The organism is Desulfonatronovibrio hydrogenovorans DSM 9292, assembly GCF_000686525.1.
Taxonomy (GTDB): Bacteria; Desulfobacterota; Desulfovibrionia; order Desulfovibrionales; family Desulfonatronovibrionaceae; genus Desulfonatronovibrio; species Desulfonatronovibrio hydrogenovorans.
Genome location: NZ_JMKT01000002.1, coordinates 11,427 through 38,082 on the forward strand (window position 1 = coordinate 11,427; position 26,656 = coordinate 38,082).

Below are 26,656 nucleotides of genomic sequence, written 5' to 3' on the forward strand. Positions count from 1 at the left end.
CGGCGGACTTGTGGCTGTCTGAAATCCTGGACCCCCTTGCCAATTCCAAAAATGCTCCTTAGTTCATATACTTGAAAATTTTCTGACAGACCCATATACTGCAACACACTATTCAACCCTTTGCTGGAGCTCAAGACAATCCTGATGAAATACGACATAGGCATAGATATCGGCTCTGTCAGTATAAATTGTGCGGTCCTGGACAGCCAGGGCCAGGTGGTTTCTGAAACCCCTTACAAACGTCATTTCGGTCTGATCCTGGAAGAAACCAGGTCTACCCTGGATGAAATTTTCGCCCGGTTCAGCCCTGCCCGGGTCCGGTCCATCTCTTTTACCGGCAGCCAGGGCCAGGCCATCAGCCAGCTGGTTGACGCTCCCTTTGAGGTGGAAACCATTGCCCAGGTCCTGGGCACCACCAGAGTCATGCCCGGGGTCCGGACCATCATCGCCATTGGCGGACAGGACGCAGCCCTTTTTCAGCTGGAGTACAACCAGGACAATGAATGGTATCTGGAGGCCTTTAACCTCAATTCACCCTGTGCCTCAGGCACTGGATCGTTCATTGATCAGCAGGCCGAACGCCTGGCCTTTGCCATGTACGGCAATGAATTTGAAATGGATCAGCATAAGCTGCAGGTAGTGCTCCAGGATTTTATCAAGCTGGGTCTGGAAAGCACCTACCCTGCTCCAGTGGCCTGCCGGTGCACGGTATTCACCAAGTCGGACATGATCCACCTCCAGAACAAGGGAGAATCCTTAAGCAATATTATTGCCGGGCTGCACCACGGCACAGCAGCCAATTATTTAAGTACCATTGTCTCCAACCGCAAACTTCATGAACCCATAGCCTTTATCGGGGGCATGGCCTCCAATGAACTCCAGGTCCGGGCCTTTAAAAACTACTATCCTGAACTCCGGGTTCCGCCTCATCACGCTTCTCTGGGGGCCATTGGCACCGCCCTCAGGAGTGCAAAACAGAACATTACCAACTCCATTGACCCGGCAAGACTCAACCCGGCCGGAACCAGAGGGGGCTATACCTTTCCCAGGGCCAGGAAGCTGGATCTCAAGCTGTCCAGGTTTGATCCGGACAACAGCCTGCAGGAGTTTGAACCTGCAGGCAACGGCCCGGTACCGGCCTTTCTGGGCATAGACATTGGTTCGACTTCCACCAAGTACTGCCTGATTGATGACCAGCACAGGATCATCCACAAGCAGTATGTGGCCACCAAGGGCAAACCCATTGAAGTGGCCCAGGGCCTGCTCCAAAGCCTGGAAAAGGATCTGGGCCATAACATCGACCTGCTGGCTGTGGCCACCACCGGGTCCGGCCGCAATGTTGTGGGCGATTTCATTGATGCTGATCTGATCATTGACGAAATCACGGCCCATGCCAGGGGAGCGGTCCAGGTCAACCGGGACATTGAGACCATCTTTGAAATCGGAGGCCAGGATTCCAAGTATATCTCCATTAAGGATTCCCATCCGGTGGATTTTGTCATGAACAAGATCTGTGCTGCAGGCACAGGCAGTTTTCTGCACGAGCTGGCCAACAAGATGAAGATCAATATTGTCGGCCAGTTCCAGGACATTGCCCTGTCTGCTGAACACCCGGTCAACCTGGCTGAACGGTGCACAGTGTTCATGGAATCAGACCTGGTCGGCTACGCCCAGAAAGGAGCCCACAGGGATGATCTCATTGCCGGGCTGTGCTTTGCCATTGTCCGCAACTACCTGCACCGGGTCGTGGAAAACCGGCCCATTGGCAATAAAATCATGTTCCTGGGCGGACCTTCTCTGAACAAGGGTATTGTGGCTGCCTTTGAACGGGTCACCGGCAAACCCATCATTGTGCCCAGGCACAGGGAGGTCATGGGGGCCTTTGGTACTGCCCTGGCTGTCAAGGAACTGTACCAGTCCGGCGAAATCACCCCCAGGCCCAGGTCCCTGTCCGGGCTGGCCGATATTACCGTGAGCTTCAAAGAGTCTGTCTGCCGGGCCGACAAGAACTGCCACAATGAATGCAAACTGAAGATCTACAGATTCGGAGACCGGAAAAGCATCTGGGGAGGCGACTGCGGAAGATACGAAAGCTCGGCCGGAAAAAACCAGACCACTGATAATTATTTTCTGGAACGAAAAAAAATCTTTACATCCTTTCTTCCCAAGGATGCCATGGTCAGTCCCCAAGACAACCTCAAACCCCGGCCCGGCAAACCTGTTGTGGGCATTCCCATGGCCCTCCATTTCCTGGAATGGGGGATTTTCTGGACCAATATCCTGGCTGATCTGGGCTTTAATATCAGACTCAGTCCGCCAACCAGTCAGGCCATTGCCTCAGCCGGAGTGGAATCCATGACTGCTGAAACCTGCTTTCCGGTCAAGGTCTTTCAAGGCCATGTCAAGCACCTGCTGGATAATGAAGTGGATTATCTTTTCCTGCCCAATCCCATCAACATCCCCACTCCTGAAGGCATGGAACAGGAAAAAGGCCTGCTCTGCCCCATGGTGGAGAGTTCCCAGTATATGGTCAAGGCTGCCCTCAAGATCCAGGACCGGATGATCATCAGGCCCACTGTATTTTTGCGCGAAGGTCCGGAACAGGTGACTGATGCCCTGCTTGAGACCCTTCCCCCTGGTTTCAGACCGGGACAGAAAAAACTTCTGGCCATAACTGCCTCTGCCTGGGACAACCAGCTGAAATTCAAACAAATGATGGCCTCCAGGGGGCAGGACATCCTGGACAGCCTGGCCTTGGACAGGCCGGTGTGGATAGTTACAGGCCGGCCATACAACCTGTATGATGAACGGCTCAATTTAAGGCTTGGCCAGCAGCTGGCCAAACTGGGAATCCCTGCCCTGCCCATGGACTTCATCTCCCAGGATGAGGTGGATCTGTCCGACTTTCCCAGGATGTACTGGGGACTGGGCGGAAGAATCCTCAGGACTGCCAGGCTGGTGGCAGACAATCCCAACTGGTTTGCAGTGCATATGACCAACTTTTCCTGCGGGCCGGATTCTTTTCTGGAACACTTTTTCGAGTATATTTTAAAACATAAGCCGCCCCTGGTTCTGGAACTGGACGAACACAGTGCAGTAGCCGGGATGATCACCCGGATCGAAGCCTATGCCAACGTAGTCAGAAATATTATGAAAGAGCATGCCCAGGGCATTGAAGCCTGATCAGGGCCGGGAACATACTGCATCAATTGATGATTATCGAAAAAAACCGAATCTCAACCATTGCCCGGACCGGCTGAATACTCCGGACTTATTGGCTCCGGGCAGCGGAAAAACCATGAATAAAAAAACGCCTCCCAATTCAACATTTCAGGAAAGGCTGACCTCCAAGGTCGGTCAGTTTGATCTTTCAGGCAAGACACTGCTCATCCCGGACATGGCCCCTCTGGGCTCCAGGTTTCTGGCTGCCGGATTCAGGGCCTTTGGGGTCCCGGCCAGGGTCATGGAGACCTACACCGGTCTGGACCTGGGCAAACAGTTCACCTCAGGCAAAGAGTGTTTTCCCTGCCAGGTGACCCTGGGAGATATTCTCTATTGCCTTGAGACTGAAAAAAAACGGCTGGGAGATGAATTTAATCCTTCTGATTATGTCTATTTCATGCCCGAGGCTGACGGACCCTGCCGGTTCGGCATGTACAACAAACTGCACCGCCTGGTCCTGGACAAGTTTCCTGAGTTCCAGGACGTGGCCATAACATATCTTTCCACAGCCGACGGATACCAGTCTTCAGCCATTCTCCCCCCTGAAAAATCCCGGCTGTTCCGACGGCTGGCCTACGTGGCCACCATTATCGCTGATGTCATGGACCGGGCCATCTGGAGAATCAGGCCCTATGAGCAGGAGCAGGGTCAGACTGACCAGTTTTTTGCCCGGGCAGTAAAGGATATGGAAGAGGCCATTGAAGAATCCGGAGAAAGCAGGGATTTCAAATCCCTTTATTCCCTGCTGGCAGATACTGTGCATCAGGGTAAAAAGATCATTGACCCGTCCAGGCCCCGCAAGCCCAGAATCGGTATTATCGGTGAAATCTATCTGCGCACCCATCCCCCTTCCAACCAGGACATCATCCGGGAAATCGAAGCCCATGGCGGGGAGGTGGTGGATGCTTCCCTGGGGGAATGGATCAATTTTGTCACCTACAGCAATCTCAGGGACACCCGCAGAAAATGGCGCCAGGCCTGGAAAAAACTGGATATGAAGGGTTTAATGGCGTCTTCACGCAAGTGGCTGGACAGCAAGATCGAGATAAAATATCAGCTCTGGCGGCAGCAGCAGGCCTATGACCAGGCATTGCAGCATCTGGACATCCAGGCAGATCACCCCATCAGGGACCTGGAAAAGCGTCTGGACAATGACCGGCTGTTTAATTTTGACATCGGCACTGAAGCTGCCATCAGTATCGGGGGAGCCCTGGAATATGTGCATGAGGATTTTGACGGAGTGATCAATGTCTTTCCCTTTACCTGCATGCCCAGCACCATCTGCTCGGCCATCTTGAAGCCCCTGCTTCTGGAGAAAAAGGTGCCTTACCTGGATGCCCCGTATGACGGGTCTATTCAGCCCAACCGGGATATTGCCATCCGGACCTTCATGTATCAGGCTGCCCAGAAAAGGAATAAACCGGACCAGCCCGCCTGAGGAAAGCGGGCTGGTCCGGTTCATAAGGCTGCCAGACAGATAGGAGGGTCAATGCTTAAAGAAAAGGAAGGTACTTCTTGATTTCGTATTCAGTGATCTGAATGCGGTAGTTGTCCCATTCGATTTTCTTGTTATCGATGAATTTGTTGAAGATATGGTCGCCCAGAGCCTCCTTGATTATGGTGCTCTTGGAAAGTTCGCTCACTGCTTCAAACAGGCTTCCAGGCAGACTTTCAATGCCATGATTTTCCCGTTCCTGGACATTCATTTCAAAGATGTCCTCTTCCACTGGAGCAGGAAGCTCATAACCGGCTTCAATACCCTTCAGACCTGCGGCCAGCATTGAAGCAAAGGCCAGATACAGGTTGCAGGCCGGATCCGGAGAACGCAGCTCCACTCTGGTGGCTGCTTCCTTGCCCGGCTTGTACATGGGCACTCGAACCAGGGAGGACCTGTTTCGCCTGGCCCAGGCCACATAAACCGGAGCTTCATATCCAGGGACCAGCCGCTTGTAGGAGTTGATCCACTGGTTGCATACTGCAGTCAGCTCCTTGGCATGGGTCAAGAGTCCGGCAATATACTGCTTGCCTTCAAGGCTCAAGCTGAAGTCGCCTTTGGAATCAAAGAATGCATTCTTGCCGTTTTTGAACAGGGACTGGTGGACGTGCATGCCGCTGCCGTTTTCACCAAACAGAGGCTTGGGCATAAAGGTGGCGTAGCAGCCGTGCTTGCGGGCGATTTCCTTGACCACGGCCCGGTAGGTAATGGCGTTGTCAGCCATTTTCAGGGCTTCCTGGTACCTGAGGTCTATTTCGTGCTGACTGGGGGCCACTTCATGATGGCTGTATTCAACATCAATACCCATCTTTTCCAGGGCAAAGATGATGTCCCTGCGGATATCATTGGCCAGGTCCAGGGGAGGGGCATCAAAATATCCGCCCACGTCCAGGATCTTGGGGGCACTGGAATCCTCGAACAGGAAGAACTCCAGCTCCGGACCGACATAAAATGTGTAGCCCTTTTCCGCTGCCTTGGCCAAAGCCCTTTTCAAGACATAGCGGCTGTCGCCTTCATAAGGTGTTCCGTCCGGGTTTTTGATGTCGCAGAACATCCTGGCCACGGGCTTGTCCGAAGGCCTGAAAGAAAGCATCTGAAAGGTGCTTGGATCAGGAAAGGCCACCATGTCACTTTCATGAATCCTGGAAAAGCCCTGGATGGATGATCCGTCAAAGCCCATACCCTCTTCAAAGGCGCCCTCAAGCTCGCTGGGAGTAATCTGAAAACTCTTCAAAGTACCCAGGACATCTACAAACCAGAACTGGATAAAACTGACGTTGTACTCTTTGACCGCCTTGATCACGTCATCTGTGTTCTTGCAGTTGAATACCGGAAAGTCTGCCATATTAAGCCTCCATAGGTGTTAAAGATTGTTTGCCTTTATACTCTTCACTTTTTGGACCAAGACTTATTTTTATATCAATATCAAATAGATGTACGCCAAAGCCCTGAACTGGACCTGCCTCCCCTGCTCTGTGTTTTACAAATATGTACAACTTATCCTGCCTCTCCAGGAGGCATCTTGACATATTTGTACATTGTCCTGCCAAGGGCTGTTTTTTCGAAGCTGAATAAAGCCTGTCTCAGGTCAAAAAAAGCTATGCCGGCCAGATAGTTCAGAGAAAAAGGGATTTAATGGAGGAATAAAGGACAGCTCCCAGGGTTTTCCGGTCTTTGTCCAGCTTCATCCCGCTCTGGTCCCTGACATAAAAGACATGGGAGCTCTGATCCATGCTTGCCGCTATCAGGGCAAAGGAGATATCCACCCCCTGATCAGCCAGGCAGGCGCTCAAAAGCCAGGTCAGGCAGGGGTGATCAGGTGCGTCAACTTCAATCAGGGTGTAAAAGTCAGACGAGTCATTATCAACCTTGACCCGGTACCTGGAACCGGCAACAGCTGTCTTCCTGATCCGATCACAAAATTGTCTAACATCATCCTGCCCGGAAATCAGGCCTTTCAGATCCTGCCGGACCTCCTGCCAGGCCTGGACAGGGTAGAGAGGATCAGCTGGAGGACTGACCTTGAGCATGTCCACAACCAGGCCGTTGTCCCAGGTGAAGAGTCCGGCCGAGTAGATCTTTACCTGATTCATGGCCAGGGCCGCAGCGATCCTGGTCAATAGACCGGGTCTGTCCCTGGTGACCAGGGTCAGACTCCAGTAACCGTAACTGCCCGGGCCAGGTTTGTCCGTAAGCAGAATAAACCCGGGGTCATTTCCGGCTTGGTCCGGATTGGCGTTAATGGCTGTAAACTTTTCCACCACCCGGATATGCCTTATGATCTCCGGGATGGGGACCCTGAGCAGATATCTGTAGGGCATGGCCTGGAGCATTTCCTCCCAGAACTGATTGTAATCCCGGTCTGATCTGACCTTGTCCCTGACCACGGCCATTCTGTGCCCGGCATGGTGTCCGCCCAGGATGGTATGTTTCATGAGTCTGGCTGCCCTGAAATAAAGTGATCGAACCAGATTTTCCTGCCAGTTATTCCATACTCCCGGACCTGTGGCCCTGGCATCAGCATAACAAAGCAGAGTCAGCTGGCCCAGGCGGTCCAGGGAGCCCACCTCCTGGACAAAATCAGCCACCACTCCCTCTTCATCCAGATCCCGCTTCAAGGCTGTCCCCACCATGAGCAGATGGTTGCGGACCAGGAAAACCGTATCCTCCAGAACTTCCTCGGCTATGCCCCAGGCCTTGAGGACCTGTTCAGCCAGTCTGGCCCCGGTCTGACAGTGATCCCCCTCTCCCTTGCCCAGATCATGGACAAGAGCTGCCAGTCGCAGGGCAGGGAAAAAGGCATAACTATGGAGTTCTTCCTTTAAAAAGCCTTTTTTCCCGTCCAGACCGGCAATATTGTCCAGGACATGCAGGGTGTGTTCACCCAGAGGATAGATATGGACCCCGTCGAACTGGACAAAAAACCATTTTTTCTCCAGTTCCGGCAGCACAAAACCCAAAAGTCCGCTCCTAAACATCAGGCGCAGCCACCGGCCTGGAGTGTCCTGCATGACTATTTCCAGAAAAACATCCTGAACAGCCCTTTTAATGACCGGACTGAGTCCGGCTGTTTCCAGAAATCTTCTGATCCCAACCAGGGAAGGTCCGGATATATCCAGCCCGGTCTGGACACCGGACCGGAATATCTCCGGAATCAGCTCTGGATTCTTCTCCAGATCCGCCCTGCTGGAAAGCCACAGCTTGCTGTTCTGTTGCTGAATCAATTGTTGATCCTGGACCGGAAACAGCTTTTTCCTGTTTCGGCTGGAAGAGTGCCGGTCTTGCCGGGCCAGAATAAGATCCACAGCCACCTGGGCCTGCTCCATGATCCGGCTCTGCCTGGTGAATAACTCTTCCAGAAACACCTCCACCCCGGATTTGCCCCCCAGCTCGTGAAAACCCATTATCCGGGCTGCTTCAGGCTGCAGATCCAGGTAAAGCCGGTCATTCTTGGTCCTGTTCATTGAGTGGAGCCCACTGCGCAGGTCAAACAAAAAATCCACTGCCTGGTAAAAACTGCGGCTGTCTTTGCCCCAAAAGGGCAGGTCTGGTTCCGGCTGGATGTATTGAAAGATCTTTTCAGTCCAGACCACCAGATTGTAATCCCTTAATCCCCCGGGATCATCCTTGAGGTCCGGCTCCATAAAGTAGTCCGATCCAAGAAGATGCCATCTGGAATCCTTTGACCTGGCCAGGCTGTGCAGCAGTCTGGTCCCTTCATCCCTGAACAAGGGCTTCAAGGCCCTGGACAGGGCAGCATAAAGGTTGCGATCTCCGCAGATATACCGGACATCCACCAGAGAGGTCAGCACATGATGATCCTGACAGGCCAGTTCCAGGCACTGACTTATGCTCCGTACGCCGTGTCCCAGGTCCAGCCCTGAATCCCACAAGGGGTGGAGAAGCCGGGCTACTGTCTGTTCAGCCTGCTGCTCATGGCTGGAATCAATAAGGATGAGCAGGTCAATGTCTGATTTTAAAAACTGTTCCTGCCGGCCGTATCCACCAACTGCAGCCAGGGTCAGGCCCTGGACCGAAGCCAGTTTGAGCTCATCAAGCCTGGAACAGAAATACTGATCTGTTATGCGGGATATTTTTTGCGCTGCAGACCTGCCCTGCCCAGGGAGGTAAAGCCTTGGATCGCTTCGGCGGGCAAGGAAGGTCTGCAGCGCTGAGGGGGTCATGCCGGGTTGTGATCAGGGTTGCCCCTGATCCCGCTATATGGCCTTGTCTCCGGTTTCACCCGTTCTGATGCGCACGGCATTTTCCACCGGGTAGACAAAGATCTTGCCGTCGCCGACCTTTCCGGTCCTGGCAGCCTGGACCACTGCTTCCACAGCCCGTTCCACCAGGTCGTCATCAATCACAATCTCCATCTTGACCTTGGACAGAAAATCCACCTGGTATTCCGCACCCCTGTAGACTTCCTTGTGTCCGTGCTGCCGGCCAAAACCCTTGACCTCGGTCAGGGTCATGCCCTTGATGTTCAGCTTGGTCAGTGCATTCTTTACTTCATCGACTTTGAACGGTCTGGTGATGATCTCCAGCTTTTTCATAATTATGCCTCCGCTAATATATATTGTTGACTTGATATTGCTGATTCCCAGGGACTATTTGGAGCCTTTGGAGCGGACGAATTCCGGATATGCTTCCATTCCGCATTCAGCCATATCCATGCCCTGGTATTCCATTTCCTCGTCAACCCTGATTCCCATGACCACTTTGATCAAAGCCCAGACAACCAGACTTGTTCCGAACATCCAGCCGAAGATGACTGCTATGCCGGCCAGCTGACCGAACAGGGTGGCCTCAGGATGAGAAAAGAGAACCGCCAGAAGTCCCCACACACCAACCACACCGTGGACTGAAATCGCACCCACTGGATCATCGATCTTCAGCTTGTCCAGGGCCACGATGGAGAAGACAACAATTATTCCGCCCAAAGCGCCGATAACGCAGGCCAGAGGCATGGACGGGAAACTGGGTTCAGCAGTAATGGCCACCAGCCCGGCCAGAGCACCATTTAAACCCATGGTCAGATCAGCCTTGCCGAACTTGATCTGGGAGGTAATCAGGGCAAAGACCATGCCCGAAGCTGCTGCCAGGTTGGTATTGGCAAAGACCATGGCCACGGCATTGGCTGATTCTACGTCAGACACCTTGAGCTCTGATCCTCCATTGAAACCGAACCAGCCCATCCACAGGATGAAAGTCCCCAGGGTGGCCAGGGGCATATTGGCTCCAGGAATGGCGTTTATCTTCCCGTCCGGACCATACTTGCCTTTTCTGGCCCCCAGCAGGAGCACCCCGGCCAGGGCAGCTGAAGCACCAGCCATATGCACGATACCTGAACCGGCATAATCAGCAAAACCCAGCTCATCCAGGAAACCCCCGCCCCAGGTCCAGTAACCATGCACCGGATAAAGCACACCAGTCATGACCACTGCAAACAAAAGAAATGCCCAGAGCTTCATCCGTTCAGCCACAGCCCCGGAAACTACGGACATGGCCGTGGCTACAAACACCACCTGGAAAAAGAAATCCGAAATATTTGAGTAATACGGAGCATCAGCTCCTCCAGCCACCACATCAGCCACGGTATTGTCCCCGCCCACAAAAAAGCTGATGCCCGGGATGATTGAACCGCCTTCCCCGTACATGATATTGTACCCTACAATCATATACATGATGCAGGCAATGGAATAAAGACTTATGTTCTTGGTCAGGATTTCCACCGTGTTCTTGGATCTGACCAGGCCTGATTCCAGCATGGTAAACCCGGCCGCCATCCACATGACCAGCAGTCCTGAAATCAGGAAGTAAAATGTGTCCAATGCATAGCTGAGCTCAAGCAAGTGTTCCATCTTCATCTCCTCCTTAAAATGTTCATTTTTGTAAATTCAATCTATAAAAATCAAATCGGCGCCCTGGAATGGCTTCCAGCCAATCAGCCGGACATAAGCTGCTAACCTACCATATCAGCTGATATCTATTGACATAAATAAGAAAAGTATCCATGCCCAACCTCCTTGATTTATTTTTTCTAAACCCATGCCTCCCTAAAAAGCAATGATGATGCCAAAGAGGCAATATATTGAATTTTAAGACTTATCTTTCCCAGGCCCAAAATGACCTGACATTTTTGTAAAAAACATTGAAAGGGATGTGATGGTCCAGGCCGAGACTGCCATTCCAAAGCCACCCCCCGACCCCAGGGGCAAAGAGGGCCCAGCCCGGGAAAAGCCCTTGGCCCTACTGGACAATGGCCCGAACCTTGCTAGCCCCAAGCCTGAATCAGACAACCCTTATTTAACATTCAGGACTTCAGTATCATGCCCACCACCCCAGACTTGAACCTTGATCTTATAATCCGGAAACAGAGCCTGATGACCCATTTCCAGCCTGTGGTATCCATAAAAAAGAAAAAAATAATCGGCCTGGAAGCCTTGAGCAGGGGCCTGGATCCCATATCCGGAAACCTCGTCCAGCCCTGTCTTCTTTTTGCTGCTGCAGAGCATTTTGACAAAACAGTAGAAACAGACAGGGCCTGCCGAAAGGCCGCATTGACTGCATTCAGGCCGGTTCACCAGCAGCATCCGGACCTGCTGCTGTTCATCAACTTTGACACCTCAATGGTTGACAAGGGAATAGTGGGGTCAGGGAATTTCTTAAGGATGGTCAGGGATCATGGAATCGATCCCAGGAACATCGTCATTGAGCTGGTGGAATCAAGGGTCAGGGATTTTTCCGAGCTGTGCAGGTTCATTTCCATGTACCGGGAGCACGGCTTTCTCATAGCCCTTGACGATTTCGGGGCCGGCCATTCCAATCTGGAAAGGGTCTCAATCATTAAACCGGATATCATCAAGATTGACCGCTCCCTGATCAAGGACATTCACTCCCAGTTCTACAAACAGGAAATCATCAAGGCCGTGGTCAAGCTGGCTGATCAGCTTGGAGTCATGGTCCTGGCCGAAGGAACTGAAAACCCCCGGGAGGTCCTGAAATCTCTGGAATTGGGGACCGACCTTTTTCAAGGCTATTTTTTCGCCAGACCCCAGAATATTCTCGATGTAGATTTTGACAAAATTGAAGATAAAATCAGAGAGACTGGAGATGGTTTTTTCAAATGCGTCATTAAGAGGATCAAGGCCAGGAAACAAAAATTCAGCAACTACCAGGCCTTAAGTTTTTCTATCCTTTCCGGGCTCAGCAGTGGCCAGGATATGGACTTGGAAAGCCAGCTCAAAAAAATGATCAAGTCCAGTAAAGTGATTGAATGTGCCTATGTGCTGGATGAGTCAGGCAGGCAGGTTTCACCCACTGTAGTCAACAGGGGCTTTGTCCGGGAGCGAAAAAGCAGGTTTCTTTTCCGGCCGGCGGAAAAAGGGGACGATCACTGTCTGAAAGATTATTACGTCTACATCCAGGCCGGGCTGGACAGGTTCATAACTGATCCCTATATATCCCTGGCCACCGGAACCCTGTGCCGGACCATATCCATGACCTTCAGCACCCGGAACGGACAGAAGCATATCCTGTGCCTGGACATGCGGGAAAAAGATTAGCCTGAAGATGAGTTCATCTTTCACCCTGGACCGGTGCTGAACCTATTCTTCCTCTTTAAGGGCCTGATGTCCGGTTCGGCTGCAGCCAAGGCTGCTCTGAAGATAGTCCCCCCCGCTGACCAGCCTCCCCCTGGCTGTCGGGAAAAAATAGATCCAGGCCAGAATTACCTCTCCCATGTCCAGGCACACCCGGATTTTTTCCCGCTTGTACCAGGCGGGATGGTTTTCCAGGATGTCCAGCCGGGCCAGTCCCTGGGTACTGACCTGATAGACCTCGCCCTTGACCCTGGACCGGGGCTGATCCTTGACCAGGTAGGGATAGTCGTCAACATATAGGGCGTACCTGTCCTTTGTCCTGGCGGTTCCCAGATATTTCTCATCCTTAAGCAGGCCATGATTGGAACAGCCCTGTCTCAAGGTCCCATAGACAAAGACCAGGTGGTTCATGATATTCTCCGCTGCTCATCAGCCTGTCCCGGTCCTGGTTCAGGAGTGGACCGGCAAAAGCTGGTTATTATCTCCAACCGGTCTTAACAGTGTGAAAAAGTCCTTATCAGGCAGGCTGTTCAAAAATTCCAAGTGCAGGAAACAAAAAAAGTTCAAGGTCGCAGCGTACTTATCCATACGTAAGAGTTTGAACTTTTTAGGTTCCCCGACGTTTCATGTGGATTCTTTTAAAACAAGCTGCTCACTTTTTTTGTATGCCAAGAGCGTCAGGCTGGTGAGTTTTCTTAAATACGCCAAACAGGGGGAAACCGGACCGCAAAACAGGTTGGTTTCTCCATATACTCTTACAATCAAAAAATATACGCATAACTCCTCAAACCAAATAGTTAAGAGTCCGGAGGGGGCAGATATCCCCCTTTGGCGGATATTAGAAAAATCCCGGCCAAAAGCGGGGCAAACAAAAAACAGTGAGCAGCAATTCCACGCCTAACGTCGAAGATCCACTTTTTTTGAGCAACACAGCCATTGGGAGATTTTCAACAGTTTGTTAAGCCCATCAGGATGCTGGTCCAGCCCAGGGCTATCCAGGCCAGGAGCCATTTTAACCGCAACTTTTTACAACCCCGGGCCTGGCAGGCCATTGGCCTGGTTCCTGGTGGATCCCTGTGACCACCTGTTCTACCCGCACCCTCCGAACAGGCCGCCGGTGCAGCATCCCTTGGCCCCGGCAGGTTTAAGCCTGGAAACATCCTTGCCCTGGTAAATCCATTCCAAAACTTCCTCCACCAGGCCATCTGTCTCCACCACCTGGACCCCCTGGGAGGAAAGGACCTGCCTGGGCGATTCTCCCACTGCATTTACAAGCACTGCCCTGCAGTCTCCAAGGATCCGGGCCAGGTCACGCCATCTGCCTGGTCCTCCCCCAGGAGGCGAGGCCTGCCTTTTTTCAAGCAGCTCATAGGAACCTTCCTTCTGACCCCAGATATCAAAACTCCTGGCCTCGCCCAGGTGCTGGTTTACCAGCATGCCTTCCCTGGAGGCAGCTGCCACATATGGCCTTGACTGGTCCGGACAGGCAGCCTGGGAAGCAATCTTACGGACCAAAGGTGCCATTTCCAAAGACCTGTCCCTGTCCAGCAGCCCCACAGCATCAGCCCTGCATCTCTGGCAATGGGTCATCTGGGGCAGATACCTGCCGGCCGTTTCCCTCAGCGAATCAACCTCATGCCTGCCAGGCTCGGTTATGTTCTCAAACTTTGTGCCTGGATTGGGAAAAACCGGAATCAGATTGAAGAGATCAGCTCCCAGTGCGGCAACAGTACGGGCAATCTCCGGCATATGCCTGTCATTGATCCCGGGAACAAGTATGGAGTTGACCTTGACCTGCATTCCATTTTCCTTGAGCCTGGAAATGGCCTCCTGCTGCCTGGACCAGATCAGCCCGGCACCTTCCAGACCCCGGTAGACTACCTTGCGGTCCCTGACCCAGGCATAGATTTTTTTCCCAACTTCCGGATCAACCGCACTCACAGTAATAGTTACATGGGTCAATCCCAGTCTTTTCAACTCCCGGACATGTTCAGGCAGGTGCAGACCGTTGGATGACAAACAAAGCAGCAGATCCGGAAAGGCCTTTCTGACCCTGGCCATGGTTTCCAGGGTTTTCGGAGCATTGGCCATGGGATCTCCTGGACCGGCAATGCCGGCCACAGTGATATTCCCCATCCTCTCCATGACCTTTTCCAGATATGTTACGGCCTGAACCGGGGAAAGTACGGCCGAGGCCACCCCGGGCCTTGACTCGTTCACACAGTCAAACTTGCGGTTGCAGAAATTGCACAGGACATTACATTTGGGGGCCACAGGCAGATGAACCCGGCCGCAGCCGCCTTTGACTTTCTCATTAAAACAGGGGTGGCTGGAATTATCCGGATTGCTCATTTTTTTTCTCCAGTATTTTTACTATGTTATTTACTGATAACCTGGCAGGCCTGAAACATCCGGGGCCGCCCTTGCAGCCTTGACTTCCGGGATCATCCCTGAAAATCATGGCCTGGACAGGACCGGGCAGCAGCCACTGCCATTCAGGCTCTACATGTAACCGTAGCCGATCTCTGATTCAGTCTGCTTTTTGTCCAAAATGGCATTAACGATCCTCATCAGCAGCTCATGGGCTCCGGCATATCCCAGATGTCTGATCCTGGCAGCTCCGAACCGGTCATGAACAGGAAATCCCACCCTGATCAGGGGAATATTCCACTCTCTGGAAGCCACCCGGTAACCTTTACTGTTGCCCACAACCAGATCGGGTTTGAGCTCCCGGGCCTGTTCCACAATCTGGTAAAAATCCACCCCGGAAAGGACCCTGGGAGGTTCAGGCAGTATTCCGGCACAAACTCTGGATACTTCCTGCTCCAGCTTTCCACTCCGGCCCCCGGAAGCAGCCAGCACCGGCCTGACCCCGATTTCAGCCAGCAGGGAAACCAGGCCCACCACCAGATCCTCTTCTCCATATACAAGACACTTTTTTCCAAATAGATACTTGTGCCCGTCAACATAGGCATCAATGAGCCGTCCCCTTTCCAGGAAGTGTTTCCGGGGCACTGGTCTTTTGCTGACCTCTGCCAGGACATCCATGAACCGGTCCGTAGCCCTGAGTCCCAGGGGCATATCCAGCCTGTATGCCGGAACCTGGTGCTCTTTTTCCAGCCACAGGGCGGAACTGAGTTCATCTTTGATGCAGGCTCCAAACTCCAGGCTGGCCCGGCTTGAACCCATGGACTGGATATCCCGGACAGGGGTACCGCCGGAAGGAATCATTTCCAGATCCTCCTTGATGGGACCGTCCATGGTCTCGGAAATATCCGGCAGAATTATGCCTCTAATCTCAAAATCATCAAGAATACCGGCTAAATGCCTGATATCAGCTGGTGATACAAATCCCGGAAATAAATTCACTCCGGAATGGTCCGGACACTCCCGGACCAGGTGGACAAGGGCCGCTTTGACTGCTGCATGGAAACCGTCCATGTGGGTACCTGCATAGCTGGGGGTGGACACATGAATCAGCTGGGGCATGTCCGGCCGCGGGAATTCCTTTTTAAACTGGGACAGAATCATGGGCATATTGTCGCCGATGGTTTCAGTAAGACAGGTGGATGCAACTCCAATAACCCCGGGCTGGTATTTATCCATGACATTCAAAAGACCCTGCATCAGGTTGGGTCCTCCCCCGTAAATGGCTTCCCTCTCGCCCAGGGAGGAAGATGCTATGTCCACAGGCTCGCGGAAATGACTGATAATATATCTGCGCATGTATGTGGCGCACCCCTGGGAACCGTGCAGAAAAGGTACGCAGCCTTCTATTCCCCTGAAGGCAACCCCGGCTCCCAGGGGTGTACACAGCTTGCAGGCATTGGTGGTGGAAACATATGGAACTGATCCTCCGCGCATCTTTACTCTCCCTGGGTTGATTTTTTCTTTTCCTGTACCCCAAAAGGCTAGGTCTCTTGTCCGTCTCCGGCATACCTGGCAGCCCTCCTGGGCACAAAGCGCCATACCGGACTCATAACCGTGGAATGGACTTCTCTGGCAAAGTTGAGCATGCCCTGAAAACCTTCCAGAGCTTTTTTACGCTCATGATTGTGATCACAGAACCCCACTCCCAGCTTGTAGGCTATGGGCCGTTCCTTGACCCCGCCCACAAAAATGTCCACGTCCCTCTCTTTGATGAAATGGGCCAGCTCAGACGGGTTGGAATCGTCAACAATCACTGTGCCCGGATCGCACATTCCGGCCATTTCCTGGTACTCCTCTTTGGTCCCTGTCTGGGAGCCCACCAGCTCCACCTTCATGCCCAGGTGCCGGAAGCACTTGATCAGGGAAAAGGCCTTGAATGCTCCGCCCACATATATGGCTGCTTTTTTGCCTTCCAGGTCCCTGCGGTACTCCTGGAGGGCGGGCTGAAGGATGGACAGCTCCTCCCGGACCAGATCCCTGGTCCGGGCCAGAATCCCGGAGTCATCCTGCTTGAAGAAGTCCGCTGTATCATAAAGGGCCTGGGCCATATCCTCTATTCCAAAGTAAGAGACCCTTTTATAAGGGATGGAGTACTTTTCCTGCATCATCCTGGCCAGCTCAACAGTGGCCCCGGAACACTGGACCAGGTTCAGGGACGCGCCATGAGAACGCCTCAGTTCATCTACCCTGCCGTCTCCGGTGATACAGGCCACCACTTCCACCCCCATCCGCCGGTAATACTCCTTGATCATCCATATCTCCCCGGCCAGATTGAAATCTCCCAGGATATTCACACTGACCCGGGGTATGCCACTGGTTTCACCAGTGCCCACCAGGCGGAACATGGCCCTGCAGGCAGCTGAATAACCGGCCCGCTTATTGCCTTTGAACCCTTCTGACTGGACAGGGATGACTGGGATGCCCTTTTTTGCTTCCACTTTTTTGCAGACCCCTTCCAGGTCATCTCCGATGATGCCCACGATACAGGTGGAATAGACAAAAGCCGCCTTTGGTCTGTGCCGGTCAATGAGCTCCACCAGGGCCTGGTGCAGTTTCTTTTCTCCCCCAAAGATGACGTCTTTTTCCTGCAGGTCGGTGGTAAAGCTCAGCCGATGCAGTTCCGGTCCGGAGGACAGGGCCCCCCGGATATCCCAGGTATAGGCTGCACAGCCCACAGGCCCGTGAACCAGGTGCAGGGCATCTGCTATGGGGTACAGGACCACCCTGGACCCGCAAAAGACACAGGCCCTCTGGCTGACTGCTCCGGCCAGGCTGTTTTTGTTGCATTCCATGTCAAAGGCTGCTGAGCCTTTTTCATAAACCTGCTTTTTTCTTGTCTTCAGGATCCTGGCTTCCATTTTGCTTCCTGTTGTTTTTGCTTGGTTACTGAATTCTTCTGGTCTACGGCTTTTCCAGGCTGCTCTATTTCATCCAGGCCGGCCCATCTATAATACCAGCTCAAACCGCTCCTCAGGAGCGTCACGGTCCATGCGGTCCAGAATGGTGTTGACAATAGTGGACAGCAAATGCATTCCGCCCCGATATCCCACTGATGGGAAATAGCTGTGCCCGGCCCGGTCCAGGATGGGGAACCCGTAGCGCACAAACGGGATGTCCTCAGCCCTGGCAATGTATTTGCCGTAGGTATTGCCCATAAGCAGGTCCACTGGTTCATTCTTGATCAGCTGATGCAGGTAAAACAGATCCTGATTCTGGGCGATGACCGGTTCAAAATTGCCGTCACTGGTGATTGAGGTCAGCCTCTTTTCAAAGACCTTGCCCGGGGTCCCTGTGACCAGGTAGACCGGCTTCATACCCATGCTCACCAGGAATTCAGCCAGACTTATGACCTGGTCGGGATCACCCCACAGGGCCACTTTTTTTCCATACAGGTAGTGCTGGTAGTCGGTCATCATGTCCACCAGCCTTCCCCGGTCATCCAGCATGGATCCGGTGGGTTCAGCCCCGGTGGCATCCATGATCCCCTGCAGAAACCTGTCTGTTGCCTTGACCCCGATGGGAATGTCCACCAGGGTGAAGGGTACATTAGCCTTGTGATCCATATAGGAAGCCGCATCCAGCGAAGAAAACTGCCCCAGGGCCATGGTGTGCAGGCTGGAGCCGGTCTTCATCAGGTCCGGAACAGTTATTCCGCCTCTGGGATACATGTGGTATTCACCGGTCTTGGGTGTATCCAGGACATCCGAAGTGTCCGGGAAGACTAGCGGTTTCAGCCCCATCTCCGATACCATGCCCTTTATTTCGCGCATATCCGAAGGTTCAACATAACCGGGCAGGATATTGACCTGGTCCTTGTGTTTGACTGACGACTCCCTGGTGAAATAGCTGGCCATCCCCTTGACCATGTTGGAAAAACCAGTCACATGCGATCCGACATAACTGGGGGTGCTGGCATGGATGACCCACTTGCCTTCAGGCACGATGCCGTCGTCCGCGGCCTTTTTGACAATGGTGGGTATGTCGTCTCCAATGGTTTCCGACAGGCAGGTGGTATGCACGGCCACCACATCGGGATCATAGACCTGAAAGATGGTCTTCAGGGACTGACGCAGGTTGGGGCTTCCGCCGAAGACCGAGGCACCCTCGGTAAAAGAACTGGTGGAGGCCATGACCGGCTCCTTGTAGTGTCTGGTCAGGTGGCTCCTGTGGTATGAACAGCACCCCTGGCTCCCGTGGCTGTGAGGCAGACACCGGTTGATGCCCAGGGCAGCATACATGGCCCCTATGGGCTGACAGGTCTTGGCCGGGTTGACTCTTAGAGCCTGCCTGGTGGTCATTTCCTTGGGTGTATGGCTTAACACTTTCTTTCTCCTTGATACTCTGGTTTTAATAATATGACTAAGGAACAGGTTTCCTGCTCCTGGCCGGCCCTGGATAGGCCTTGATGGCTGCGTTACTGATCAGTACCCAGTCCGGCCTGGAGCAGGGGTTTTCTCTTGAACGGATTGGAAACCAGCTTCCAGGCCGGATTGTTGATCATCATGTCGATCTCCCCGGCAAAATTGACCGCTCCCCTGTAGCCTGCAAAAGGCCCGGAATAATCATAGTTATGAAGCTGTTTGCTGGGGACTCCGAACTTTTCAATGATGTACTTGTCCTTAATGCCCGACAAAAGCAGGTCCGGCTTTAAGGTCAGGATGAGCCGTTCCAGTTCTACATGGCTGATGTCGTCCACCACCAGAGTGCCCTGGGGCATATCCGGGAGCATGCCGTCATAGCTCTTCAGAACCTTGTCCTTTTCCAGCTGTTCCAGCTTTTCAGGTGAAAGCCTCGGTCGGTACCTGTCCGGATCTGGATTCACCTTGAGCTCTTCAATATTCCGGCTGTCCGCGTCCAGCTTGATGTCTTTGAGAGCCTGTCTTCCTTCATAATCGTCCCGGTGGGCGAATTCATATCCGGCAGCCACAGGAATCATGCCCAGATCCCTTAACAGGTCCTGGTAGTGGTGAGCCCTGGAGCCTCCCACAAACAGCATGGCAGTCTTGCCTTCAAGCCTGGCCCGGTACGGAGCAATGCCATCCAGGGCGAGCTTTTCCTCTTCTGCAATGACCTGTTCAATCCTGCTGGTGAGCTCCGGATCATCAAAAAAAGCAGCTATTTTGCGCAGGGACTTGGACATGGCCCTGATCCCGATAAAATTGACTTTGGCCCAGGGTATGCCGTACTTGGTCTCCATCATTTCAGCCAGATAGTTGATGGATCTGTGGCACATGACCAGGTTAAGGGAAGCCATGTGGGCATAGGTCATGGTTTCGTATTTGCCGTCTCCACTGAAGGTGGCTGCCACCTTTATGCCGCACTTTTCCAGGACCCGCTCTATCTCCCAGGCATCTCCGCCGATATTGTATTCCCCCAGGACATTGACTGAATAGCCTTCAACAGCCTGGTCCTTGGTCCCGACCACGTCCGAAAAAAGCCTGTTATTGGCAATATGATGACCTGCCGACTGACTGACTCCCTTGTACCCCTCGCAGTTAAAGGCCAGGACCTTGACTCCCAGTTCCTTTTCCGCCTCCCTGGCCACAGCTGCAACATCATCGCCTATGAGCCCCACCGGACAGGTGGCATGGACGCTGATGGCATTGGGCCTGAAAGTCTCATAAGCTTCCCTGATGGCCTGTTTTAACTTCTTCTCTCCCCCGAATATGATGTCATGCTCCTGCATATCCGTGGAAAAGCAGTACTGGGAATAATTTTTCTTGTCCGGTCCCGGTCGGAACAGGTTACGCCTGGTCATCCAGGAGTAGAATCCGCATCCGACCGGACCATGGGTGATGTGGACCATGTCTCCGTAGGGACCTATGACCACTCCTTTACACCCTGCATAGCAGCATCCTCGCTGGGTGATGATCCCGGGAACCGATCTTGCGTTGGCATTGATGGTCTGATTCAGACCTTCTTGGCCCCCGTCCCGGACCAGCATATGGCCCCGTCTTTTCTTGGCCACCTTGGCCGGATAAATACTGATTGTTTCTTCAATGAATTCGTCCAGGTCTACGCCCGGGCCAGTTTTCAAGTCGGACATACATCCTCCGGTTTTTCTGCCTTTCTGCCGGATCAGCAGGACAAAAGTTAGATAAATAAAAGGTCAGGAACTGGGGAAACACTTGAGCACCTGTTTGATATTCCGGTATGTTGTCAGCCCCAGCTGCAGGCAATGTCAGGTCTTGAGGTCATCCTTTCATTTCATCAATGGCATCAAGGCCTTCTTCCCTGGTCCTCACCCTGAATACGTCGCTCACCGGCAGGACAAACACCTTGCCGTCGCCGGGAGTTCCGGTCTGATTGGTCTTGATGATCACCTCTACAATTTCCTTGACCCTCTCCTTGGGAACCACCATGCTCAGCATCCTTTTGGGAATGAGCCTGGCTCCCTGGGCCAGGCCGGGCAACACGTCCGTTCCCATGGACGGGTCCCGGTTCAAGGCCTCAAGGGTCTCAAAGTCCACCGGGCGTCTTCCCCGGCCCACACACCTGCTGCCGGTGAAGGAAGGCAGCCCGGCAGCCACCAAAGCTTCTTTGGTCTGATTGATCTTATTGGCCCGAACAATGGCCAGAACTTCTTTCATGATCCTCTCCTTATGCTCAGCCTGAACTGGGCACCTGATGAATTTAATTTTCCTGTTTTTTTGGTTGCTGCCTGCTCAGGCTTCCTTGACCCCGGTGGAAACCGTGTACACCTCATCCACCGGAGAAACGAAGATTTTTCCATCTCCAAAACTGCCTTCACCGGTGCGGGCGCTGTCCATGATGGCCCGGACTACAAACTCCTTGTCCGCATCCGGAACCACCATCATGATCATTTCCTTGGGCAGTTCATCATACACCACCTGGCCCAGCTTCAGGCCCCGCTGCTTTCCCCGGCCGGCCACTTCGACCTTGGTCAGGGCGGGATAACCCGCATCAAGGAGGGATTTCATAACTTCCGTGGTCTTTTCCGGCCTGACTATGGCTCTGATCATAAGCATCTTGATTCTCCTCTGTTTATCATCTTATCAGTGTGTTTCAGGGCAATGGATCATCTGAGCCGTTTGGATGCCCTGGGTTACTGTATTGGTTTATGTGCTTTCCAGGTCTTTTGACTGGATGTTCCGGTCATTGTTCACCACCCGGGTCAGAACTTCCGGCTGTCTTGCCCGGCTGACCCCATTAGCCGCCACTCCTCAGGCGTCCAGCAGTCCGTAGTCCAGGAGTATCTTTTCCAGCTCATCAGTGTGCATGGGGTCCGGCACCACAAACATCTCATTGCTGTCTATGGCCTTGGCCAGACTCCGGTAGTGTCCGGCCTGGACGCTTTCCGGACTGTAGTCAATAACGGTCTTGCGGTTTATCTCAGCCCGCTGCACTTCATTATCCCGGGGAACAAAGTAGATCATCTGGCTGCCCAGCCTCTTGGCAAAAGCAGCGATCATTTCCCTTTCATTGTCCACGGCCCGGCTGTTGCAAATCAGCCCGCCCAGCCTGACTCCTCCGGCATCAGCAAACTTTTTGATGCCTTTGCAGATATTATTGGCTGCATACATGGCCATCATCTCCCCGGACACAACAATGTAGATTTCCTGGGCCTTGCCTTCCCGGATGGGCATGGCAAATCCTCCGCACACCACGTCCCCCAGGACATCATAAAACACGTAGTCCAGATCCTGGTTCTCTTCATATGCACCCAGCTGCTCTAAAAGATTGATGGATGTAATTATGCCCCGGCCTGCGCAGCCTACCCCGGGCTCAGGTCCGCCCGATTCCACACATAGAGATTCGCCGAATCCGGGCAGCCGGACATCATCCAATTCCACGTCCTCACCCTCCTCCCGGAGGGTATCCAGAACAGTCTTCTGACTGAGACCGCCCAGAAGAAGCCTGGTGGAGTCGGCCTTGGGGTCGCAACCCACCACCATGACCTTTTTATCCAGCTCCACCAGCCCGGCCACAGTATTCTGGGTTGTGGTGGACTTTCCGATTCCCCCTTTTCCGTAGATTGCAACTTTACGCATTAGTAATTCCTCCTGGTTTGAATTTACCTCTCTAAAAGGCAAAGGACGTGCCATGCTGACCACAACCGGACATCCCGGAGATAACTATCTTGTTTTTATTGTTTTTTTATCATTATCTTCAAAACAGCTTCAGCCTCTGCCTCTATAAAAGACTTCAAAATTGTAGGTCAGACCGACAAAATAGAAGAGTCTGTGTAGTACTCTGGTCCATCTGCTAAGGGCTGCTCAAAATACGGGGCTGCTTTGCTTAAGACTTGACAGAACCTGTAAATCAATGGATGAACCGGATCTTCGTCATGAGCGCCAGTTTGGGAACCAAGGCCCAGCAGATCAGGATGACCGGAAGATTGGAGGGCAATCAGACCGGATCCTGGAGCAGGAGCAGAAACCTGGACCGGAATCGCGGCACAAATATTGCTTTAAGAAACTTATGCTTATAGATACCACTTTAAGAGAAGGTGAACAGCGCTTCGGCCTGTACCTCGGCAATCAGGCCAGACTCAGGATCCTCAATCTGCTGATCAAGATGGGTGTGGATGAGGTGGAAGTGGGACTGGCCGGAGAAGACAGCCAGCTGCGGGAACTTATCAATTACACAGCCGCCTTTGATCTGAAGCCGGAGATAAGCGTGTGGGCCCCGTTCAGGGTAAAACACCTGATAATGGCTGATGCCCTTGGTCCGGATATCATCAATACTGCCCTGCCTGTTTCTGATTTACACATTGAAAAGAGACTGGGGCTGAACCGAAACACCCTTTTGCAGCGTCTTGAACAAACCCTGAGCCAGGCCGGAGAGATGACCGCCAGGATTTCCCTGGGGCTTGAGGATGTATCCAGGGCTGACCCCACCTTTGCCCTGGACACAGCCAGGATGGCCAGGGATCTGGGCGTATGGAGAATCAGACTCTCGGACAGTGTGGGGCTGTTTGAGCCGACCAGTGCTGGCCGGATTATTGCCGGGTTCAAAAAATCCCTGAACATGCCCCTTGCCTTCCATGGACACAACGATTTTGGCATGGCAACAGCCAATGCCGTGTCAGCCCTTTCAGCTGGATGCGATTACTCAGATGTCAGTGTTCTGGGAATAGGAGAGAGATCAGGCATTGCCCGGCTGGAAGAGGTCTTGGCCTGGCTGGTTTTCAGGACAGACCACCAAAAATACGATTTGACCTGGCTGCCCGGCTTGAGCGATCTGGTGGCAGACCTGGCTGGAATCAGAATAGACGAGCACCGGCCCATTGTCGGTTCAAAGATATTTCACGTGGAAAGCGGGCTGCACGCAGACGCTCTGTACAAAAACCCTGAACTATTCGAACCTTTTGCCCCTGAACAGCTGGACTTGAAAAGAAAAATCCAGCTGGGGGCCAAAAGCGGAAAAAGTGCTGTCCAGGGCAAGCTCAAGGAGCTTTTCATGGACTATGATCCGGGCCGGCTGGAAGCCCTGGTTTCTGTGGTCCGCCAGGAAGCAGGTCTGAGAAGAGCTCCTTTGTCCGACACTTCGTTCAAAAGGATATGCAGGGAAGTTGAAAGACCGCCGGCCAAGGATTTAACCCTTAAAAATCCTTTGATAATACAGGATGTTCAAGCTGATGAGTCCGACCTGAATGCTTTTTCCTGCCCATCAGGAAAAAGCTGCAGAGCCCTGGCTGAAACCTCCAGGTCCAAGGCATGAACTTGTCCCCCATCAATCAGACCGGGGCTGCCGGCCAGGTTGTCCTGGGCAGGTCCTGCTGCCTGAGATTTCATGGACATGGCTCCTGGACCATCCTGCACAGGCCGTGCCTCTGATAGACCTCCATGGCCTCTGCTGACCCCAGAAACGAGATCAGTTTTCGGCCCCACAGACCCCCGCCATGGATCAGGCCCATATGGGTCCTGCTGATCACGTTTCCCGGCAGTGGGTCAGGTGATTCAATACTCCCGCCCAGGGGAATCAGGGTGAATAGTTCCGGAAAGATGCGGATATATCTCAGCCCAAGGTGGTAAAAGACCACTGCTACATCAGCCACACCGTCCACCAATGCCTGCGGGGCTTCCCGGTGGTGAATGCTTCTGCCCATGACCACCTGCCCGGACCTGACCCTGCTCTGGACAAAATCCGGGCCAGGTGCCAGGGCCTCCAGGGTCCGGGTGTAGGCCTGATAACTTGCCTGTTCCGTCCTGGGATTGGAAAGAAAAATCCTGACATCCTTTTGAGCCAGGTCCCTGACCCTGGTGATTTTTTTAGGGTTGCCCTTTCTGACCAGCAGGACATTGCCCTGATTGCGGACAAATGGTAAATGATCGGCCATCCAGCCCTGTTTGACCAGATTATCCAGAACACCAGGGGGACTGATAAAGACATGGGGAGAGAACTTGAGCTGCAGGTTGCCCAGTTTGATGCTGCCTTTGCTTAGCAGCTTAAGAATGGGGCCTGGAGGAGTGGTCAGATAGAATATGCCTTCAAGCTCAGAGTTCTGTTCCTGAAACAGATCCAGACAGTCTTTAAGGGCCATATGATGGTTGCCGTCGGAAAAGACAACCAGGGATGCATCTGCAGGATTGCCGTGAAGATCCAGGCAGATGTTTGATCCAGGTTCTGACCAGGACAATACCTGCTGATCATTGTTCAATGATTCCTCGGGCCAGTCCAGCCAGAAACGCGGCCGGCCCTGGCTGTTATGAAACATGCCCCTCACAGGTCAGACTCCTTAGTTTGCAGAAAAAATAAAAAAAATCTAAAAGTTCCCTGGGCATTGATTTAATGCTGATGCCAATATACCAGCTAACTGTTTTTGAGTAAAATTGTCACCACTTTCAGGGTACCGGCCAGCAGCTAAAACCGTGAACGCCCTTTTCCAGTGGACAATTATGGTGCCCTGACATTTCTGATGGGGATTCTTTTAAAAGTAAGCAGTAATTCCACCTAGCATCGAAGATCCACAATTATTTTTTGCAAGGACGGGCCTGAATGGAGCATACTGAACACCTGTTTCTGCTCGGCGGGGCAATGCTCCTGCTGTTCTTCTTTGCCAGCTATATCTTTCAGCGCCTCAAGCTTCCTTCTCTTCTGGCCTATATCTTTCTCGGCGTTGTCCTGGCCGGCCTTCTTTCAGATTCTGAACTGAATATTGTTGACCAGATTTCCAGGGTGGGCATCATCCTGCTCTTTTTTCTGCTGGGACTGCACTTTCCCCTGGCCAGGCTGATCAACATCTCCCGCAGGATCTGGAAAGTCGGAGTCATGGACATCGGGCTGAACTTCGGTGGAAGCTTTGTTATTGCCTGGCTTTTCGGCTTTGATCTCCTGGCAGCCCTGATCATCGGCGGAGTTGCATACGCCACCAGCTCTTCCATCACTGTCAAGATGCTCGAAGATACCGGGAGGATGAAGAGTCCGGAAGGGGAATTCAAACTGGCTCTGCTGATCTTTGAAGATCTGGCAGCACCGGTAATGGTCTCTTTTCTGGTGGGACTCAGCACCCATGGGGTCATCTCTGCCGGGGCCATAGGCATAATCTTCATCAAGGTGGTTCTGGTAACGGTCTTTTCCATCCTGATCGCCTACCACGGTTTTCGCAGCCCTCTGTGCCAATGAGAGTGAGACACCGACCATTTGAGAATTTAAGCAAGGGCGGTTAAGGTGGCTCACATGATGCACAAGAAGAATGAACATGATGTTTTCAAGTTAACCCCTGGCAGCTGCCAGGGCAGTCCCACCCCCTTCCGGAAGGGGGTGGGAAACGGGAACCAAAACGATCCTGAGGTGGTTCCCAAGAAAAAAAGACGTTATTACACCGCCAACTACAAGCTTCGCATCCTCCAGGAGGCTGATGAGTGTACCAGCCAAGGCCAATTCGGAGCCCTGCTGCGCAGAGAAGGTCTTTATCACTCAAACATCAAGAGGTGGCGGG

20 protein-coding genes and 1 pseudogene are annotated in these 26,656 nt (G+C 52.9%); 6 read left to right on the forward strand and 15 right to left on the reverse strand.

The features are described from left to right. Nucleotides 1-144 precede the first annotated feature (144 nt). Together P771_RS0100685 and P771_RS0100690 are read left to right on the forward strand one after the other, a co-directional pair. A complete protein-coding gene (locus P771_RS0100685) occupies nt 145-3,183 on the forward strand; it encodes an acyl-CoA dehydratase activase (RefSeq protein ID WP_028573625.1) in 3,039 nt (1,012 codons plus the stop codon). Next, nucleotides 3,161-4,660, forward strand: coding sequence for a CoA activase (locus P771_RS0100690; RefSeq protein WP_244147270.1), 1,500 nt, complete (start codon nt 3,161-3,163; stop codon nt 4,658-4,660). The genes P771_RS0100685 and P771_RS0100690 overlap by 23 nt, the downstream gene beginning before the upstream one ends. A gap of 55 nt (nt 4,661-4,715) precedes the next feature. Here P771_RS0100690 and P771_RS0100695 read toward each other — a convergent pair whose 3' ends face one another. The 5 genes from P771_RS0100695 to P771_RS0100720 all read right to left on the reverse strand — a co-directional run bounded on the left by P771_RS0100695 (nt 4,716) and on the right by P771_RS0100720 (nt 10,581). Beyond that, the gene (locus tag P771_RS0100695) at nt 4,716-6,062 is read right to left on the reverse strand and encodes a glutamine synthetase family protein (RefSeq protein WP_028573627.1); all 1,347 of its coding nucleotides are present in this window, start codon (nt 6,060-6,062) and stop codon (nt 4,716-4,718) included. A gap of 1 nt (nt 6,063) precedes the next feature. Continuing rightward, on the reverse strand, nt 6,064-6,213 hold the full coding sequence (locus tag P771_RS18870) for a hypothetical protein (protein WP_153304072.1): 150 nt from the start codon (nt 6,211-6,213) through the stop codon (nt 6,064-6,066). Nucleotides 6,214-6,333: 120 nt separating this feature from the next. Then, nucleotides 6,334-8,901 carry a [protein-PII] uridylyltransferase family protein gene (locus tag P771_RS0100710; protein ID WP_028573629.1) on the reverse strand — a complete coding sequence of 856 codons (2,568 nt, stop codon included), beginning with the start codon at nt 8,899-8,901 and terminating at the stop codon, nt 6,334-6,336. 33 nt (nt 8,902-8,934) lie between these two features. Further along, nucleotides 8,935-9,273 (reverse strand): P-II family nitrogen regulator, encoded by a 339-nt coding sequence (locus tag P771_RS0100715; protein WP_028573630.1) that lies wholly within the window; start codon nt 9,271-9,273, stop codon nt 8,935-8,937. Between the two features lie 54 nt (nt 9,274-9,327). Further along, on the reverse strand, nt 9,328-10,581 hold the full coding sequence (locus P771_RS0100720; protein ID WP_208595925.1) for an ammonium transporter: 1,254 nt from the start codon (nt 10,579-10,581) through the stop codon (nt 9,328-9,330). A 468-nt stretch (nt 10,582-11,049) separates the two neighbouring features. On the opposite strand from P771_RS0100720, the gene P771_RS0100735 reads away from it, so the two are divergent. After that, nucleotides 11,050-12,285, forward strand: coding sequence for an EAL domain-containing protein (locus P771_RS0100735; RefSeq protein ID WP_051617019.1), 1,236 nt, complete (start codon nt 11,050-11,052; stop codon nt 12,283-12,285). A 42-nt stretch (nt 12,286-12,327) separates the two neighbouring features. Here P771_RS0100735 and P771_RS0100740 read toward each other — a convergent pair whose 3' ends face one another. The 9 genes from P771_RS0100740 to nifH all read right to left on the reverse strand — a co-directional run bounded on the left by P771_RS0100740 (nt 12,328) and on the right by nifH (nt 22,763). Then, a complete protein-coding gene (locus tag P771_RS0100740) occupies nt 12,328-12,732 on the reverse strand; it encodes a gamma-glutamylcyclotransferase family protein (RefSeq protein ID WP_028573633.1) in 405 nt (134 codons plus the stop codon). 678 nt (nt 12,733-13,410) lie between these two features. Continuing rightward, nucleotides 13,411-14,673 (reverse strand): radical SAM protein, encoded by a 1,263-nt coding sequence (locus P771_RS0100755; protein WP_028573635.1) that lies wholly within the window; start codon nt 14,671-14,673, stop codon nt 13,411-13,413. A 150-nt stretch (nt 14,674-14,823) separates the two neighbouring features. Beyond that, nucleotides 14,824-16,185 carry a nitrogenase component 1 gene (locus P771_RS0100765; protein ID WP_028573636.1) on the reverse strand — a complete coding sequence of 454 codons (1,362 nt, stop codon included), beginning with the start codon at nt 16,183-16,185 and terminating at the stop codon, nt 14,824-14,826. Between the two features lie 47 nt (nt 16,186-16,232). Beyond that, nucleotides 16,233-17,609, reverse strand: coding sequence for a nitrogenase iron-molybdenum cofactor biosynthesis protein NifE (gene nifE / locus P771_RS0100770; protein WP_028573637.1), 1,377 nt, complete (start codon nt 17,607-17,609; stop codon nt 16,233-16,235). A gap of 87 nt (nt 17,610-17,696) precedes the next feature. Further along, the gene (nifK, locus tag P771_RS0100775) at nt 17,697-19,049 is read right to left on the reverse strand and encodes a nitrogenase molybdenum-iron protein subunit beta (protein WP_150112097.1); all 1,353 of its coding nucleotides are present in this window, start codon (nt 19,047-19,049) and stop codon (nt 17,697-17,699) included. 116 nt (nt 19,050-19,165) lie between these two features. Further along, the gene (nifD, locus tag P771_RS0100780) at nt 19,166-20,797 is read right to left on the reverse strand and encodes a nitrogenase molybdenum-iron protein alpha chain (protein ID WP_028573639.1); all 1,632 of its coding nucleotides are present in this window, start codon (nt 20,795-20,797) and stop codon (nt 19,166-19,168) included. A gap of 148 nt (nt 20,798-20,945) precedes the next feature. Further along, nucleotides 20,946-21,341 carry a P-II family nitrogen regulator gene (locus P771_RS0100785; protein ID WP_028573640.1) on the reverse strand — a complete coding sequence of 132 codons (396 nt, stop codon included), beginning with the start codon at nt 21,339-21,341 and terminating at the stop codon, nt 20,946-20,948. A gap of 75 nt (nt 21,342-21,416) precedes the next feature. Next, a complete protein-coding gene (locus P771_RS0100790; protein WP_028573641.1) occupies nt 21,417-21,740 on the reverse strand; it encodes a P-II family nitrogen regulator in 324 nt (107 codons plus the stop codon). Nucleotides 21,741-21,935: 195 nt separating this feature from the next. After that, entirely contained in the window at nt 21,936-22,763 is an 828-nt protein-coding gene (gene nifH / locus P771_RS0100800) for a nitrogenase iron protein (RefSeq protein ID WP_028573642.1), read from the reverse strand. Nucleotides 22,764-23,193: 430 nt separating this feature from the next. On the opposite strand from nifH, the gene P771_RS15970 reads away from it, so the two are divergent. Then, entirely contained in the window at nt 23,194-24,435 is a 1,242-nt protein-coding gene (locus P771_RS15970; protein WP_051617020.1) for a LeuA family protein, read from the forward strand. A gap of 70 nt (nt 24,436-24,505) precedes the next feature. On the opposite strand, the gene P771_RS0100820 is transcribed toward P771_RS15970, so the two are convergent. Next, nucleotides 24,506-25,432, reverse strand: coding sequence for a substrate-binding domain-containing protein (locus P771_RS0100820; protein ID WP_150112096.1), 927 nt, complete (start codon nt 25,430-25,432; stop codon nt 24,506-24,508). 281 nt (nt 25,433-25,713) lie between these two features. On the opposite strand from P771_RS0100820, the gene P771_RS15975 reads away from it, so the two are divergent. Further along, the gene (locus P771_RS15975) at nt 25,714-26,340 is read left to right on the forward strand and encodes a cation:proton antiporter (protein ID WP_208595926.1); all 627 of its coding nucleotides are present in this window, start codon (nt 25,714-25,716) and stop codon (nt 26,338-26,340) included. Nucleotides 26,341-26,394: 54 nt separating this feature from the next. Then, nucleotides 26,395-26,656 (forward strand): annotated as a pseudogene (locus P771_RS15980) (hypothetical protein); the annotation flags it as partial.